The following is a 15,130-nucleotide window of genomic DNA, read 5'->3' on the forward strand; positions in this document are numbered from 1 at the left end:
TGTGGAGTCACCCTGCTCGGCTTCGTCCTCTCCCTGGCGAGCTGTGGCCTGTTCGGAACGGCGATCGGCCGTCTGCAGGAGCAGCGCTCGATCGCCGTCACCGAACTCGAGCGCGGGGCCGACGCGTGGTTCGGCGTCTTCACCGTGGAAGAGGGCGCCTCGGTGCGGGTGGAGTTCACCGCCGAGACGGTGATCACCGAGGACGATCTGGCCCGCGCCGATTCGTCGGCCGCCATCCTGCAGTCCTCGCTGCCCGCGAATTACCGGGTCGAGGGTCCCGACGGTACCGAGCTCACGCGGGGCGCGGGGTCGTTGTCGGGATCGACCGTCCTGTCCGCCGCCGACCACCCATCGCGGGACGACACGCCCGACCGGATCACGACGAGCCGCGCGACCGAGCCCTTCGTCACCACCGCCGGCGGTGATCACGTCGCATTGCTGGAGGTCGCCGCGCACGACGAGCAGGAACGGCCACTGGCCGCCGCCCGCATGACCGTCTTCGACCGCGTACCCACCGGCCTGGGCGGACTCACGGCGGGCGGTTTCGCGAGCTTCCTGCTGGGCCCGCTGGTCGCGTTCGTCGGGATCGTGCTCTTCGCGGTCGGTATGCTGCTGCGCGCGAAGAGGAAGGGTGGGTAGGGAAATCGTGATGGGCTTCCGGGTCGGAACATCCCCAGGTGTCACCGGCCCGGAAGGGGCACGGTCGTCGATCCTCCGCGGGTCCCCGTCCATGGCGCCCGAGTTCCAAGGAGCACGGATCTCCATGCAGTCCATCGCCCTGCTAAGCCTGAACCTTGGCAACAGCACCACGCGCACGCTCGCTCGCATCGAGGACATGCGCGATCACTGCATGGTGGCGCCGACAGCGCGCGGGGGCGGCCACACTCTCTGGGTGCTCGGTCATCTGGCCTACATCGAAGCACTGGTGATCCGGCGCTTCATGCTCGGCGAGGAGAATCCACTCGCCGCCTGGGAGCCGATCTTCGACGGAGAGGAGCCACACGCCGATCGCGACTGCTATCCGCCGTTCGACGAGATCCTCGCCACGTGCCGAGACATGCGGACGTGGACGGCGAGCCACGTCGAATCGCTCACCGAGGACGATCTCGACGTTTCGAGCGCGAACGTACCGCAGGGATGGGAGTCGACCTTCGGCACCGTGCGGCTCTGCGTGCAGTACGTCGCCGACCACTGGCTCATGCACCGCGGCCAACTCGCCGACGCGCGGCGCGCAGCCGGTGTCGACAGGATGTGGGTCTAGGCCGTCTGGGCTGTCGGTCGACACCGGATTTCTCGAGGAACACGTCGAAGGCGCGGAGCAGAGCCGCACGCGCCTCGTCGTAGCGCCCCAGGGCCATGAGCGTGACGCCGCGATCGCCGTGCGCCAGTGCCGTTCTCGGATCGTCCGGTTCGTACATGCGACCGGCGATCTCGAGGGCCTGGTCGAAGAGGACGAGCCCTTCGTCGGAGCGTTCGAGAGCACGAAGGGCGAGCCCTTCGTTGCGCAGCACGGCGAGCACGTCGGGGTGTTCGGTTCCGAAGTGCTGCTCGTAGGGCTGCAGGGCGCGATCGAAGTCTGCGAGTGCACCCTCGTAGTCGCCGCTCTCATTGCGGTACTGGGCAGCGTCGTTCATGTACACCGCCAGCCGGGGTTGGTCGTCGAGGTCGCGTTGGATGTCCTGTGCGAGTTCCGCCGGCGAAGCGTAGCGGCGATTGCGATCCTTCTCGAGCGCCCGCATCACGATCCAGTCCAGGTCGCCGCGGATCTGGCCCGAGAGACGTCGGGTATCGGTGCGACGAGACTGGATGATCTTCGTGGCGCTCGCGCCGAGCTCTCGTGTCAACGCACGAGCACTTCGCGCGAGTCCATCCGCGCCTTGATCAGTTCGAGCGCAACGGTTCGCCGGATCGGGGCCTCCTGGTCGGCCCTCCAGACCTCGCCCATGCCCCCGGTCCCGATCCGATGGCGGAGCACGTACGGGCCGAGCCGAGCACCTTCACGGGCGCTGGGGCCGGCGCGGTGCGACGGCTCCGGGTTCTCGCCGGAGGAATGCAGGGGACGATCGTCGTTCATCCCTGGATCCTATCGCGCCGGGCGCGAAGAGCCCAGAGGTTTGGTCGACGCCCCCCCGTTAGAAGCCCACCCGGTGCGGGAGTGCGAAGGTCCGCCACGCCACCATCACCGAACGAGCGTGAGCTTCTGGCTCCGAGTTCCGTCGAGGGTGCGCAGGCGCGCCACATAGGTTCCCGAGGCCACCAGCCGTCCCCCGTCGTCCGTGCCGTCCCACACGATCTCCGTCGAGCCGACGCCACGCACTCCTGACAGCAGCGTGCGTACGCGTCTCCCTGCCGTGTCGAAGATGGCGAGTTCGACCTCGCCGGCCACGGCGATCTCGAATCGCAAGCGCGTCCGCGGATTGAAGGGATTCGGCGTCGCCGGATCGAGCACGGAGCGGATCCGTGCGCCCGTCGGGACCACGTCGACCTGATCGATCATCAGCCAGTCCGACGGGCCGCGTCGCATGGCGAGCTCGTAGCGAACCACACCACCGTCGCGGAGACGGGGCGAAACGTCGACCGCGACGACGCGTCCACGAGCACTCGTTCGCAACGGAACGTTCCAGACCTCGTCGTCGCGAACCGCGGTCACGCGGAACTCGACGTCGCCGAGCAGGCCGACGAGCGACCATTCGAGCGACACGGAATTCCGACCGATCGAGGTCGACACCGAAGTCACCAGCGTCGAGACCGTGGAGCCGTCGTCGCAGGGACGACGAACGATCTCGAATCCATCGGCGCCGGCGACGAAGACTCCGTTCGGAGTCAACGCCAATTCGCCGCGGGAGACCTCCCAGAGACCCACGAGCACGGGGATGGCGGGGTCGGACACGTCGAAGAGTATCAGCCCCTCGACCGAGTTGACGTAGGCCAAGCCATTGCTCAGTGCCACGCTCCCCACCGATTGGCCGGATCCGAAGGCCGGTAGCGGAAGGTCGGCCACCAGGACCGGGGCGCCGGGAACCGTGACGTCCACGAGACTCGCCGAGCTCCGGTCGCCGATGAGCACCAGTTCTCCTTCGATTGCCACGTCGACGCTGGCCAGACCGAAGCCTGGTTCGGTCAGACCGACCGGTCCGTCCGGATCACCGAAGTCCACGACGCCGTAGGCCCCGAGGCCCTTGCGGTAGGCGACGAGCTTCGCGTCGGCGGCCACGGAGTTGATGATGCCGTCGATCACCAGCGTGCCCCGTGGGGTGGGTGCCGAGGGGTCGGTCAGGTCGAACGCCGTGATCGCCGACGAATCCCCGTACGAGACGGCGAAGAGCAGGTCGTTCGCGATCGTCATCGCGCGACCGGATCGCCCTTGCGGATACGCCACCGTCCGGACGAGCGCTGGTTGCGCCGGGTCCGTCGCGTCGTACACCACGAAGGAATCGCCACGCGCGGCGTAGACGTACGAACCGTCGACCTCGACCGCGTAGAACGAGAGAGCACCCAGGTCCGTCGTCCCCAGGTCGACGGGCGACGCCACGTCGGACACGTCGATCCACCGCAGGCCGCCGTCACCGATCACGGCGAGGCCGGCATCCACGGCCAAGGAAGGAGAATCCCGGAGATCCAGATCGATCCGGCCCGCACTCGGATCGATCGTCGTGTCTCCCAGATCGTACTGGGAAAGACCGGCTCCCCCGGAGACGTACAACGTCTCTCCGATGATCCCGACCCCGGATCCGAAGCCCCCGAGCACGGGGATCGGGGCGAGCGGAACGGACGACGAAGGGTCCGTAAGGTCGAAACCGACCCACGGACCGAACGAGATGCCGTATCCGTACACACGGTTGCCCACTCCGGCCTCGAGGGAGCCCAAGGGGATCGGCAGCTCCGAGTGCAGGACCGACATGCTGGTCGGATCGGAGACATCGACCGTGGTGACGCCGCCGTTGCCGAATACGTAGATTCGGTCGTCGACCTTCAGTCCCATCCCACTGGAAGCGATGGCGACAGGAACGATGTCGGAGCGGATCTCGGCGCCCGGTATCAGGGACGAGATCTCGTTCTCCGCCGACGACATCGCGAGGAGGTGAGCGCCCTGCGCCCACACCCGGTCGAAGCGCTCTCCGGAGAGTGTGCCGCCCAGAGGCGCCGGAAGCGCATCGGGGTCCGAGACGTCGAACTGGACCAGGCCCACGAAATTCTCTTGCACGAGGAACGCGACGCCGTCGACCACCGCGAGATCCCGTACGCCGCCCCCGCCACGACGGGCACGCGCCTCGGGAGTCGAGGGCGTCGACACGTCGACGATCTGGACGGCGACGCTGTCACCGCCCACGTAGAGGAAGTCACCCGAACGTGCGATCCGGCCTCCCGGGGTGCCGATCGTCGAATCCGACGTCACCCAGACAGGCCGCGTCGGATCGACGACGTCGTAGACGTGCAGACCGTCCGCCGCGATCCCGTACGCCAAGTTCCCCACGAACTCCACGTCCCCGATCGTTTCCGCCGCCGGCAGGGTTCCCTGCCATCGAGAGGCATCGGGGGGCTCGAGGCATTCCTGCGCCACGGCCGGATCCGGAATCGAGAGAAGTACGGTGAAGGCGCACAACACGAAGAACCGGCGAGGCATCGACACTCCAACGGCTGGTGGCAACGAAATCGACCACGAGGGTGGGAGACACTAGCACAGGAGCGCGCGGAGTGACGAAACCAAGGCGCGTTCGCCCGCGAGCTGCGCCGGGAAGGTGGCAACGGAACCGGTCTGGTCCGCGGCAGCGCTCAGGACCAGTGCGTCTTCCCGACCCGGCAGCACGGACGCCGTGAAGTCGGAAGGTTCACCCGACACCAGGGCGAATGGAGCATCGGACACGTCGTAGAAGACGATGCCGATCTCGCCGGGTCGTCTGTGGCTCCAGGCGCGGAGTCGGAAGCGCACGTCCCCGCACTCGTCGCCGACGCCGGGTTCCATCCGTCCGGGGCCGACGCCCTGCGCCTCGCGCGGTCCCTTGACACGCCACCTTCCGGTGCTATAATGATACTTGAAGGTATCAGAACGATACCCGAAGGTTCGTGGCCGTGGTCGGTCCGTGGCCCTCCCCCGGCCCTCGAAGGAGGCCCCTTGAACACCCGTGCACTTCCCACCCCGGCCGAAATCGGCGACCGGCACCGCTCGCTGATCTCGGCGGCATTCCTGGCCATCGGCCTGGGTTACGCGGCCGGCGCGGCCGGACATCTCCTGGACCTGGCCGAACCGCTCCGATGGCTCGAGGTCGGCGCCACCGTGATCGGCGTCCTGCTCATCCTCTGGGCCATGACGTGGAAGGCACGCATGCTCCAGGGGCGCTCGGCTCCCTACCTCACGGGGGACGGTTTCGTGGCCGGCACCGTGACCCGAGCCCACGTGGCTTCCTGGACCGCGACCTTCCTCGTGCTCGCCTTCCTCAAGGTCTTCGTGGACGACTCCAGCCTGCCCACCGAGTTCTTCCTGCAGACCGTGCTCGCCGTGATGCTGCTGGTCCAGGGCGTCGTCTTCTTCGTCCTCAACCGCTCGACGGACGAGGACGGCTTCCCGGAAGACGACGATGCGTGAGGTCCAGCTCCACAACCGCATCCGCGTCTTCCGGGCCGAGAAGCGGTGGAGTCAGACCGACCTGGCCCGACGGATCGGCGTCTCCCGGAAGACGATCAGTACGATCGAGGTCGGGCGCTTCGTTCCCTCCACCATCATCGCGCTCCTCATCGCACGCGAGTTCGACACCACGGTCGAGGAACTCTTCTCGATCGAGGACTGATTCCCCACGCCCACGAAAGCAGAACACCATGAAGACCCCAGGCATCCTGGCGGCCGGGCTGGCCGGCCTTCTCTTGGCGAACCCGGTTCTCGCGTCCGACGACGGCCGGATCCAGCACGTGATCCGCTCCGGTGACCCCGAGCAGGAACGAGCCATCACCGTCGACCTTCCGTCGTCCTACGAGGACGACACGACCCACGACCATCCGGTTCTGTACGTACTCGACGGGGAATCGAATCTCGACCACGCCGTCGCGGTGGCCGACTTCCTCTCCGAGAGCATGATGGCCCCCGAAATGATCGTGGTGGGTGTCCACGCCGGAGCCACCCGCGCCCGCGACTACCTTCCGAGCAACCAGGAGGGCTCGCCCGGCGCCGATCAGTTCCTCGACTTCCTGCAGGACGAGCTCCTGCCCTTCGTCGAAAAGCACTACGCGGCCGCGCCGCTTCGCTTGATCTCCGGTCACTCCTACGGCGGCGTGCTCGTGACCCACGCGCTGAGCCGACGGCCCGCTCTCTTCCGCGCCTACCTGGCCCAGAGCCCCTACCTCGACGAAGCGACCGCCGCGCCCGTCGTGGCGGAGCTCGAGAAAGGGTTGCGCCGAACCGACTCCCAGGGCGTGTTCTACTTCGCCAACCTGGGAGACGAGCCCGAACTGGCGGCCGGCTTCCAGACGCTGGGCGCGGCTCTGGAAGGCGTGGAGACCGAAGGTCTGACGTTCCGCACGACCCGCGAGGCCGGCGCCCGCCACATGTCGACACGACTGGTGGGCCTGCACGACGGTCTGGTCTGGTTCTTCCACGACCGGTGGCCGCTTCCCGATGCGGTCCTGTCCGGCGGCGGTGCGGACGCTCTCGCCCGACACCTCACCGAACTCGATCAGGAGTTCGGGTATCCCGTGCGTTACAGCGAGGGCGCGTTCCAGCAGGCGACTCAAGGCCTGCTGAATTCGCGGGACGTGGCAGGAGCGGCCCGGGCCGGGGCACTCTACGTAGAGCACCACCCCTCGTCACCGGTGGCGCACTTCCTACGCGGCGTGGCTCTGGCGTCAGGGGGTCGGGGTACGGAGGGAATCGCCGCCATCGAGAAGGCGATCGAGCTCTACGAATCGGAGCCCGATCCTTCGCTGAAGCCGCTGCACGAGAACATGCAGCGCGTGCTGCGACAGTTGCGGGGGGGATGATCCAGATCCGGGACGGCGCGCGTGACATGAGCACGGGCCGACGCGTCGCGAGCGGTGTGCACGCCGGTCGGGTGACACCTGGGGATGTCTGGGGATGTTCCGCGCCGGAAGCCTTCCCACTTCCGCGGCTGGAAGTCCGGCCGCTTCCGCCGCGGAAGTCGAACCGCGAGCCCGGGGAGCTCCCGACCGTCCTCGGCGGCGGTGTGCGGGAGACCCGGGGCTTCGTCGGGGAGCGTCGACATGCGTGGATCCAGCGCCGTCACGGCCGGCCGGGGCGGTTGGTGGGGACTGATTCACTTATCCGCAATCGGACCGTTGCCCTGATTTCGTAGCAGTTTCCGCTCCAGCGACGTGCGAAGCTGGTCCGCTGCAAACACGAGTGAATCCATCGCTGGGGTCACCTCACGCGGCCCTGCAGCCAGGGCACGAGTTCTTCGGCCAGGGCTGGCAGGAAGGCTGGCTCGAGCGTCGCGTACTCTACCGGATGCCCGGTTTCCGCAAACTGGAAGAGATGGTTGGCGTCCGGGAGCGTCATGACCCGAAAATCCGCGTGCCCGGCATCCGACAATATACGCTCCATCACGGACGCATTCCGGTCCGGCGGCACTTGGACGTCCTTGCCGCCGTATAGCGCAAGAACCGGAGCCTCGATCTCGGAGATGTCCGGCTCCGGCTCGTACACCAGGAGCGACCGGTACCACGCCGTCTGCGCAGCGGAGAGCTGTTGCGTGACCTGCGTCGCCACGAAAGCCTCGACGTCGGAGATCCCGGCGCGCTGTTCGGGTGCAAGCGCTTCGACTGCCGCTCGTACTTGCTGTTCAACCGCCATGCTCACTTCCGTCCACCCCTCTCCGGTTCGCACGGCTTCGTACGTCATCCGCTGGATCCGGCGCTGGCTCGCGATCTGCTCCTCCCCCGCACCATCCATCCGAAGGATTCCCGCAGCCTGGTCCTCGATCAATTCGGCGATCGGGATGGCCGGACCGGCGAGCATCACCACGAAGGACACCGCCGAAGGATCGCTGCCGAGGACCGCGCCCACGAGCGCGCCCTCCGAATGCCCGATCACACCGATGCGCGATGCATCGACCGCGGAGTGGCCGCCGAGCTCGCGCAGGGACGCCTGCATGTCGATCACCCTATTCGCGATCGTCGACTCCATGGGGTCACCCGTCGAGTCTCCCACGCCAGGATCGTCCAGCCGTAGCGTCGCGATGCCGGACGCAGCGAGCAATTGCGCGAGCAGTCGGAACGGTTTCATGCCAGCTACGGTCTCGTCGCGATCCTGCGGTCCGCTGCCCGTGATGAGCAACGCGGTCGGGAAGGGACCCGGCCCCGTTGTCGGCAGCGTCAGCGTGCCGCTCAGCTGGATGCCGCGTTGGGCTACGTCGACGATCATTCCCTCTTCCACGACGGAAGACTCCGGCATCTGGGCCAGTGCACCGACCGGAAGGGTGGCGCTGGCGATCACCAGCGCTCCGAAGTAGAAGCAGTGCAGAGCGGCCGCGCGTGGCCGGGTGCGAATAGACTTCATGTCGAACGCTCCTCGTCGATCCAGAAAATCTCCTCCACCGTTGTCTCGAAGGCGTGCGCCAGCTTGAGCGCAAGCAACGTCGAGGGAGTGAAGACTCCCCTTTCGACCGTGTTGATGGTTTTTCGGGTGACACCGACCTGTTCTGCAAGGTCAGCCTGAGTCCAGTTTTTTTCGGCGCGCAGTGCCTTCAAGCGGTTACGCAGCGGGAAGGCATCCGGCATCGGTCTACTCCCGCTCGAGGAGCAGGAACGTCACGATCGGTACAACAACGGCCAACATGAGCCCGACTTGCGACACCGCAGACACTGACACGTCCCAGACCATGGAGAGCAGTCGTGTCATGATCAGAAGCCCTCCGAGTGTCCAGAAGCCGACTGCATAGCTTCGACTGCGGTTGTCTCGCAGCCGCTCGTCGTCGAGCGCCGCGGCCGCGTTCGGATCCCGCGCGATCGCGCGTGCAGTCCGGAGGTAGCTGATCGCGAACACGAGCCAGACGACCCCGGCTGCCGCTGCAAGGATCGTCAGGTATGTTCCGTATTGGTTCGGTATCCGGCCGGTGAGGACTTCGTCGAGCACGGTAGGGACCTGCCAGACCATGAAGGCGATCGCGAACCCCAACAGCATCCGGCGCCTCGACCTGTCCAGGACATCAACACTTCTGGGTTCCATGGAGACCTCCTCGTTCGCTGAAATGTAACCTAGGCTACACAAGAAAGAGTAGTACGGGTTACTTTCTGGCGCAAGGGGAGGCGTTCGAGCCCGGATCGGAGACGCGGATCCGTGCAGAGAACCCAGCCCGTGGACGAATCGTCAGCATCTCGTGGAGCCTCTCGAAAGCATTCGAATCCCCGGAATTCGCCATGAGCCCGCGCGATCTCACCCCCGAGGCCCGACGTGCTCCGGGGACCTCGGTCGCGTGTTCCCCGCCGCGGAGTTCTACGTACCGCCCGAGACGACACTGCGCGAGAAGCTCGGCCACCAACGGGGCGGTCACTTCAACCTGCTGCACCACGAGACGGGAGTCGGTGCCGGAGTGTACGTGCTCGGCAGCGATCCTCTCCATGTCTGGGCCATGGAGCACCGCTGACGCATCGTTCTGGCTCCTTCACTCTCGACGTGGCTCGCGCCGCCGGAGTACGTCGTCGTCCGCAAGTTGGCCCGGCGGGTCGATGGGGGTGGCGAGCGCCACGAGAGTGACATTCGGAGCATGTTGCGATCACTCGGCGATCAGATCGACCTCGACTTCGTGACCGATCATGCGGAGCGTCGTGGGTTCCGCGATCTCTGGAACCGGCTTCGCTCTCGAGTTCGGAGCGGGTCGTCTGCTGACGCCTCCCGACCCACGCGGCAGTTCCGCCGCCAACTTCCCTCCGCACGTTGGCGCGCGGGGTGAGGTGGGCCAGGGTGTCCGGGTAGGTGCACTGAAAGCCTTCCGTGGAGGACGATGTCAATCCCACACGTCGCCATTGCACGGCCTGCGCGTCGGATCCCGGCCGACGATCACACAGCATCACGCCGCTCTTCCCGCGCACGACCTTCCGAGGGCTCACGCCCCGGAAGCCCGAAACGCACTCCGTCGAGCCGCCGTAGTGCCGGCGTCCTTCGACCCGTCGTTCCGGAAGCCACTGCTCGGGAGCCCCCATGCGTATCCTCACGGTCATCGTGTCGGTCCTCGTCAGGGCATCACACGCACAGGACCCCGCGCACGCCTCGCCGCCGACCGCGACCGAGAAGATCCGCTTCGAGAGTGGAGACTTCACGCTCGTCGGCGACCTCCTGACTCCCCCCGGTTCCGGGCCCCACCCGACCATCGTCTACGTCTGGGGCAGCGGTCCCACCGACCGCACCCGCCACATCGAACGCTCGCGGATCCTGCATTCCTTCCTGGACGCCGGCTTCGCCGTCGTCCTCTACGACAAGCCGGGGTCGGGATCGTCCACCGGCGTGCTCGGTCGCAGCCGGCTCCTGGCGCAGCGCGCAGCGATCGTGACCGATGCCCTGGCGATGCTCCGCGAGCATCCGGCCGTGCGCCCCGGCGGCTCGACGCCCTTCCCGAGATCCGCGACGAACTCGGCTGGACGGGCGTCGTGGCGGAGAGTGCGTTCGGACCGGCCGCCGTCTCGTCGGAGTCCTTCCTCGATCCGGCGGAGCTGCTCGAGGAACACGGAGGACTCGGCATGCCGGTGCTGGCGCTCTACGCGGCGGTGGGCGGCATGACCGTGTTGCCGGTCTTCGTGGAGACCGTCGGCGACTGGCTCCGTCGGGTTCGGAGTCGTTTCGGGCACCTGGATCCGAACGGTCGATGACGCGACCCGTGAGCGGTCCGGGACTCCGCTGCGGCAACACCCCCCGCTCGCAGCACATCCATCCGCCAACGCGGGCGCAAATCCGGCGATTGCCCCGATCGGAACGATTTGCAAGAATCATTCTGAGTTCGCGACACTGCGCCCGACGTTCACATCGTCATGCAAAGGATGGCATCATGCTGCTTCGTACGACCATGGCCCTGTTCCTCGCGATGCTCCTTCCGGGAACGGCGCTCGCCCAGGCGATCGTCGTGGGCACCGACTGGCAGAGCGTCACCGCCACCACGGCCCAGGGCAACCTGGACGGGACCACCGTCGAAGTCACCAACATCGGCGTCGCGGGTAGCGACCCCTTCATCGACGCCTTCGACCTCAGCGGTCCGGAGTACGATCCGTTCCCCCTCCTGGCAGATCAGGAAGGCGTGGACTACAGCTTCGACCAGAACTGGACCGCGACGTTCAGCTCGCCGGTGACCGACCTCCTGCTGTACTGCAAGTTCTGGCGTGGCCCGAATCCGGGTGCTCCGCCGACGTTCCGGTACGAGTTCGATCAGCCGTTCACCATCGTGGCCGGCCTGGGCGCCGCGACCGTGTCGGGCAACGAACTGCAGCTACCCACGAACAGCTTCCACGACGGGATCCTGCGGTTCTCCGGTCCGGTCAGCACGTTGAGCCAGATCTCCAACAACGCGAACAGCGGCTCGCGGCAAGCGCTGACCTTCGGATTCGCCTTCGAGGTGGTGGACAACGAGGCCTCGAGCTTCAGCGCAGTGAAGAGCCTCTACCGCTGACCCGGCGCGTCACGCATCGCCACGTGCACACGAGGCCCCGCCGGCTGGCGGGGCCTCGTTCGTCGCCGTGCGCTTCGTCGTCCGGGCCGGCGAGCCTCCCCTGCCCGGCGACACGGAGCGCCCGGATCAGAACTCCGCCTTCGTCCGTCCGAAGCTCTGGTGTTCGTGGCTCACCGTGTCGTCGACGCGCACCTCGAAGTGGTGGTCGCCGTTCGGTCGAAGCTCCCAGTCCACTCCGTCGAAGGTCTGAAGGCCGGCGCCGCCCTCGTAGTCCGGCGAGTTCGTGCCCCGACCGTTCAGGTAGAACGGCGCCGGCGCGGGATCGATCGGATCGATCACCATGGTGATCGCGTACTCGACGCCGGCGGTCAGCTGGGCCGTGGTGGGCTGCATGTCGAAGACCACGACGTCCTCGACCGGCTCGATCGGAAGCAGGTCGGCCGAGAAGTCCGCCGATCCCAGCGGTGGTTGCTCGGGCAGGCCGCTCTCGTCGAGCGAGTGCACGCTGATCCGCACGGTGCTGTCCGACGCCTGGCTCAGCCCGGTGCGCAGCGCCACCGACATCAGCTGGCCGCTCACCGTGGCGGTGAAGGTCTGTCCGCGGGCCTTGATGAAGCTCGTCCCGCCGAAGGAGGCATAGGACGAACCGGACGTCCCGATCTCGAAACCGGCGCTGACGACCCCGGACTGGGCCTGCGACGAGGTCGGGACGTGCCCAGCAATACAAGCCGCAGAAACGGGTTGCGCAACTCGTCAGGGAAAGTGCGATCGCGGGGATGCCCCTCGTCCGGGAGCCGCAGCGGGTGAAGGACGAACGGGAGGACGGTCGGCGCCCTGCTACATGGCCCCAGCCATCACCAACGCCACCACCGGGATCAGGATCCCCACCCCCACCAGCCACTTCCCCCGACCGGCGAGGCCGGTGCGGCCGCGCAGCACGAACATGCCGCTGGTGGCCATGAACAGCAGGGCGACGGCGTAGGCGTCGGCGATCCAGGTCCACGCGCCCTTCACGCGGTTCAGGTGCAGTTCGTTGAACTCGAAGAGGATCGGCCGCGCCACGGGGCGCTCGATCGTCGCCTGCCCCTCGCGCACGTTCGCCTGCACCGACCAGCCCTCGTAGAAGAGCTCGACGTCCGCGGGCGTGCGGCGGAAGGCGTCGATCGGTTCCGGCAGGTCGAGGACGTCGACGAGGGTCGAGACCGTCTGGTCACGATCGGTGGGCTCGAAGGCGGCGAAGCGCCGCTCCTCGATCTCGAACGAGTAGTTCGGATTCCAGTCCTCGATGTGGTTCACGGCGATGCCGCTGATCGCGTAGATCACCGTGAGCCCCACCGCCACGTAACCGACGTCGCGGTGGAGCCGGTTGTTCCAGGTGCGCCAGGAGCGGCGCTTCTCCTTGCCCAAGACCCTGCGGGGGGATCAGCGGGCGTCGGCCTGGGCCGGGCGCATCTCCGCGCCGGTGCCCATGATCTGGAAGGCCGTCTTCGGCTGGCACGAGGAGTGGGCCTCCTCGCCCTCCCCGTGCTCGCCGTCGCACTTGTGGTTGGGATCGGCCGCGGCGGGAATGTCGATCTTCGTGAACACGCCCTCGGCCACGGCGACCTGGCCCTTGCACTCGACGGGGAAGACGATCACGCCGTCGGTGACCTTGATCCGCATCGACTGGAACTCCTCGTCGCCGGCCAGTTCGATCCAGCAGCCGCGCTTGGCGCAGACGCCGACCACGCGACCCTCGACCTTGACCGTCTTGCCGAAGTAGTCGTCGGGCGACTCGTAGAGCGCGGAGATGGGCACGATCTCGGTTTCGCTCAGCTCTTCGCCGTAGGTGGTCACGGCGTCGCCGGCCACGGCCGCGGCGCTCACGCAGAGCAGGCAGATCATCAGGGCACGAATCACGGCGGGACCTCCCGTCGAGTGGGATACGATGCGATCCCGTGACGGTAGAGGGCCCGCGCCGCGACGACCAGACGGGAAAGCGTGATCCCGGATCGGCACGGGAGAAAGCGTAACCGCTAGTGGTTCAACGAGATCGGTGCCCAGGTGGACGGGTCGTCGACCTCGGCCCGCAGCGGCCACTGCGCGACCTCGAGCCCGTTCCCGTCGACGAAGCGGAAGGCCAGGCCGATCTCGTCGTCGTAGGTCTCCTCGAAACCGATCGCCTGGAACTCCACGCGGACCTCGACGGCCTGGTCGCCCACCAATGGGAAGTTGTTGGCCTCCAGGCCGGGCTGCACGCGCCGGCAGTCGCCCTCGCCCCATCCGCCGCGGGCCCAGCAGTCCTCCTGGCCGATGCGGATCCACCAGTCGTTCTGGTCCCAGGTACTCGACCCGTTCGCCCAGAGGTCGAGCAGGATCTCGGGCCGGACCTCGCCCGGCGCCGGCTCGTCGAGACCCACGAAGGCGAACTGGAAGTGCCGGCGATCGCGTTGCAGCAGGATCTCGACACGACGCCCGCTCGGCAGATCCACGGGAATGCGACGGGCCTGTGCCCACTCCTCGGCGCCGATCCCGCCGTCGACCCGGATCGAGCCGCCGAAGGGGAACTCGGCCCGCGACGGATCGAGCTGCAACCGCGGTCCGGAAGAACAACCCGCGAACAGGGCGATCGAGACCATCAGAAGAACGATGCGCATGCGACGACTCCTCCGGAACGACGACGAGGACGCACCCGGCCGCGGACCTTTCAAGAACCGGTCCGTTCGGCCAGCGTGACGTCGACGTCGAAGGTCTCTCCGTCGCGCCACACCCGCAGTTCGACCGTCTGCCCCACACGGGCCTCGTAGAACAGCCGCGCATGGTCGCTGGCGTCGGTGAGCGGTGTGCCGTCGACGTGGGTGATCACGTCGCGCGGCATGATGCCCGTCTCCGCTCCCGGCGATCCCTGCACGATGCTCTCGACCAGCCAGCCGTCGGGCACACGGTCGTTCAACAGCATCTGCTCGCGCGCATGGTCAGTGATCAGGTAGCCGTTGATGCCCATGGTGTGCGGCCGCACCCGGCCGTACTCGCGCAGCTCCTCCATGACCCAGCGCGCGCGGTTGATCGGAACGGCGAAGCCCAGTCCGGTGGACTTGCCCGACGCGTCCGAGATCACGGCCGTGTTGATGCCGACCACCTCGCCGTGGGCGTTCACCAGCGGGCCGCCGCTGTTGCCGGGATTGATCGCGGCGTCGGTCTGGATCATGTCGAAGACCGTGCGTCCCTCCGCTCCCACGCGCACGTCGCGGTGCACGGCGCTGACCACGCCGACGGTCACGGTGGGGTTGTTGTCGCTGATCAGATGACCGAAGGGCGAGCCGATCGCGATGACCCACTCGCCGTTGCGCAGGGTATCGCTGTCGCCGAAGGTGGACGTCGGCAGTCCGCTGACCTCGCCCTGGATCCGGACCATGGCCAGGTCGTACTCGGGGCTGATGCCGATCACCGACGCGGCGAAGGTGTCGCCGGTGCTCAGGGTGACGTTCAGGCGCTCGCTGCCCGCCACCACGTGATAGGCGGTGAGCACGTAGCCGCGGTGATCGACCAGG

Annotated in this window: 20 protein-coding genes; 8 read left to right on the forward strand and 12 right to left on the reverse strand. The window is 67.3% G+C overall.

Annotated elements, in window-relative coordinates; translation table 11 throughout:
* Nucleotides 1-639: hypothetical protein (locus VKA86_00005; GenBank protein HKK69567.1), on the forward strand; the 639-nt coding region annotated here is incomplete at its 5' end.
* A 124-nt stretch (nt 640-763) separates the two neighbouring features.
* Nucleotides 764-1,261 (forward strand): DinB family protein, encoded by a 498-nt coding sequence (locus VKA86_00010; protein HKK69568.1) that lies wholly within the window; start codon nt 764-766, stop codon nt 1,259-1,261.
* Here the strand turns inward: VKA86_00010 and VKA86_00015 are convergent.
* The 4 genes from VKA86_00015 to VKA86_00030 all read right to left on the reverse strand — a co-directional run bounded on the left by VKA86_00015 (nt 1,197) and on the right by VKA86_00030 (nt 4,930).
* Nucleotides 1,197-1,844: a tetratricopeptide repeat protein gene (locus tag VKA86_00015; protein HKK69569.1), complete on the reverse strand. Its 648-nt coding sequence runs from the start codon at nt 1,842-1,844 to the stop codon at nt 1,197-1,199. The genes VKA86_00010 and VKA86_00015 overlap by 65 nt on opposite strands.
* Nucleotides 1,841-2,074 (reverse strand): hypothetical protein, encoded by a 234-nt coding sequence (locus tag VKA86_00020; GenBank protein ID HKK69570.1) that lies wholly within the window; start codon nt 2,072-2,074, stop codon nt 1,841-1,843. Before VKA86_00020 ends, VKA86_00015 begins: the two co-directional genes overlap by 4 nt.
* Nucleotides 2,075-2,179: 105 nt before the next feature.
* Nucleotides 2,180-4,624 (reverse strand): FlgD immunoglobulin-like domain containing protein, encoded by a 2,445-nt coding sequence (locus VKA86_00025; protein HKK69571.1) that lies wholly within the window; start codon nt 4,622-4,624, stop codon nt 2,180-2,182.
* A 51-nt stretch (nt 4,625-4,675) separates the two neighbouring features.
* Complete coding sequence (locus VKA86_00030; protein ID HKK69572.1) at nt 4,676-4,930, reverse strand: hypothetical protein; 255 nt, start codon at nt 4,928-4,930, stop codon at nt 4,676-4,678.
* A 183-nt stretch (nt 4,931-5,113) separates the two neighbouring features.
* Between VKA86_00030 and VKA86_00035 the strand changes: the two genes are divergently transcribed.
* The 3 genes from VKA86_00035 to VKA86_00045 are packed head-to-tail and all read left to right on the forward strand — an operon-like array spanning nt 5,114 to nt 6,969.
* Nucleotides 5,114-5,584 (forward strand): hypothetical protein, encoded by a 471-nt coding sequence (locus tag VKA86_00035; protein HKK69573.1) that lies wholly within the window; start codon nt 5,114-5,116, stop codon nt 5,582-5,584.
* Nucleotides 5,577-5,786, forward strand: a complete 210-nt coding sequence (locus VKA86_00040; GenBank protein ID HKK69574.1) for a helix-turn-helix transcriptional regulator — start codon at nt 5,577-5,579, stop codon at nt 5,784-5,786. Before VKA86_00035 ends, VKA86_00040 begins: the two co-directional genes overlap by 8 nt.
* Before the next feature lie 28 nt (nt 5,787-5,814).
* Entirely contained in the window at nt 5,815-6,969 is a 1,155-nt protein-coding gene (locus VKA86_00045; GenBank protein HKK69575.1) for an alpha/beta hydrolase-fold protein, read from the forward strand.
* 397 nt (nt 6,970-7,366) lie between these two features.
* On the opposite strand, the gene VKA86_00050 is transcribed toward VKA86_00045, so the two are convergent.
* From VKA86_00050 to VKA86_00060, 3 genes are read right to left on the reverse strand one after another with little or no spacing between them, the layout of a single operon-like run.
* On the reverse strand, nt 7,367-8,503 hold the full coding sequence (locus VKA86_00050) for an alpha/beta hydrolase (GenBank protein HKK69576.1): 1,137 nt from the start codon (nt 8,501-8,503) through the stop codon (nt 7,367-7,369).
* The gene (locus VKA86_00055; protein HKK69577.1) at nt 8,500-8,724 is read right to left on the reverse strand and encodes a helix-turn-helix transcriptional regulator; all 225 of its coding nucleotides are present in this window, start codon (nt 8,722-8,724) and stop codon (nt 8,500-8,502) included. The genes VKA86_00050 and VKA86_00055 overlap by 4 nt, the downstream gene beginning before the upstream one ends.
* A gap of 4 nt (nt 8,725-8,728) precedes the next feature.
* On the reverse strand, nt 8,729-9,127 hold the full coding sequence (locus VKA86_00060) for a hypothetical protein (GenBank protein ID HKK69578.1): 399 nt from the start codon (nt 9,125-9,127) through the stop codon (nt 8,729-8,731).
* A 292-nt stretch (nt 9,128-9,419) separates the two neighbouring features.
* Here VKA86_00060 and VKA86_00065 point away from each other — a divergent pair, with 292 nt between their 5' ends.
* The 3 genes from VKA86_00065 (at nt 9,420) to VKA86_00075 (ending at nt 11,600) form a co-directional block, all read left to right on the forward strand.
* Complete coding sequence (locus VKA86_00065; protein ID HKK69579.1) at nt 9,420-9,590, forward strand: hypothetical protein; 171 nt, start codon at nt 9,420-9,422, stop codon at nt 9,588-9,590.
* 1,000 nt (nt 9,591-10,590) lie between these two features.
* On the forward strand, nt 10,591-10,809 hold the full coding sequence (locus VKA86_00070) for a hypothetical protein (GenBank protein ID HKK69580.1): 219 nt from the start codon (nt 10,591-10,593) through the stop codon (nt 10,807-10,809).
* Between the two features lie 176 nt (nt 10,810-10,985).
* On the forward strand, nt 10,986-11,600 hold the full coding sequence (locus tag VKA86_00075) for a hypothetical protein (protein HKK69581.1): 615 nt from the start codon (nt 10,986-10,988) through the stop codon (nt 11,598-11,600).
* Nucleotides 11,601-11,726: 126 nt separating this feature from the next.
* On the opposite strand, the gene VKA86_00080 is transcribed toward VKA86_00075, so the two are convergent.
* From VKA86_00080 to VKA86_00100, 5 genes are all read right to left on the reverse strand, one after another.
* Entirely contained in the window at nt 11,727-12,179 is a 453-nt protein-coding gene (locus VKA86_00080; protein HKK69582.1) for a hypothetical protein, read from the reverse strand.
* Nucleotides 12,180-12,437: 258 nt separating this feature from the next.
* The gene (locus tag VKA86_00085; protein ID HKK69583.1) at nt 12,438-13,007 is read right to left on the reverse strand and encodes a PepSY-associated TM helix domain-containing protein; all 570 of its coding nucleotides are present in this window, start codon (nt 13,005-13,007) and stop codon (nt 12,438-12,440) included.
* A 15-nt stretch (nt 13,008-13,022) separates the two neighbouring features.
* Complete coding sequence (locus VKA86_00090; protein HKK69584.1) at nt 13,023-13,499, reverse strand: DUF4920 domain-containing protein; 477 nt, start codon at nt 13,497-13,499, stop codon at nt 13,023-13,025.
* Nucleotides 13,500-13,615: 116 nt separating this feature from the next.
* A complete protein-coding gene (locus VKA86_00095) occupies nt 13,616-14,236 on the reverse strand; it encodes a hypothetical protein (protein HKK69585.1) in 621 nt (206 codons plus the stop codon).
* A 50-nt stretch (nt 14,237-14,286) separates the two neighbouring features.
* Nucleotides 14,287-15,130, reverse strand: an 844-nt coding sequence (locus VKA86_00100; protein HKK69586.1) for a trypsin-like peptidase domain-containing protein, incomplete at its 5' end; no start/stop codon positions are given.

Source organism: Candidatus Krumholzibacteriia bacterium, assembly GCA_035268685.1.
Classification (GTDB): domain Bacteria; phylum Krumholzibacteriota; class Krumholzibacteriia; order JAJRXK01; family JAJRXK01; genus JAJRXK01.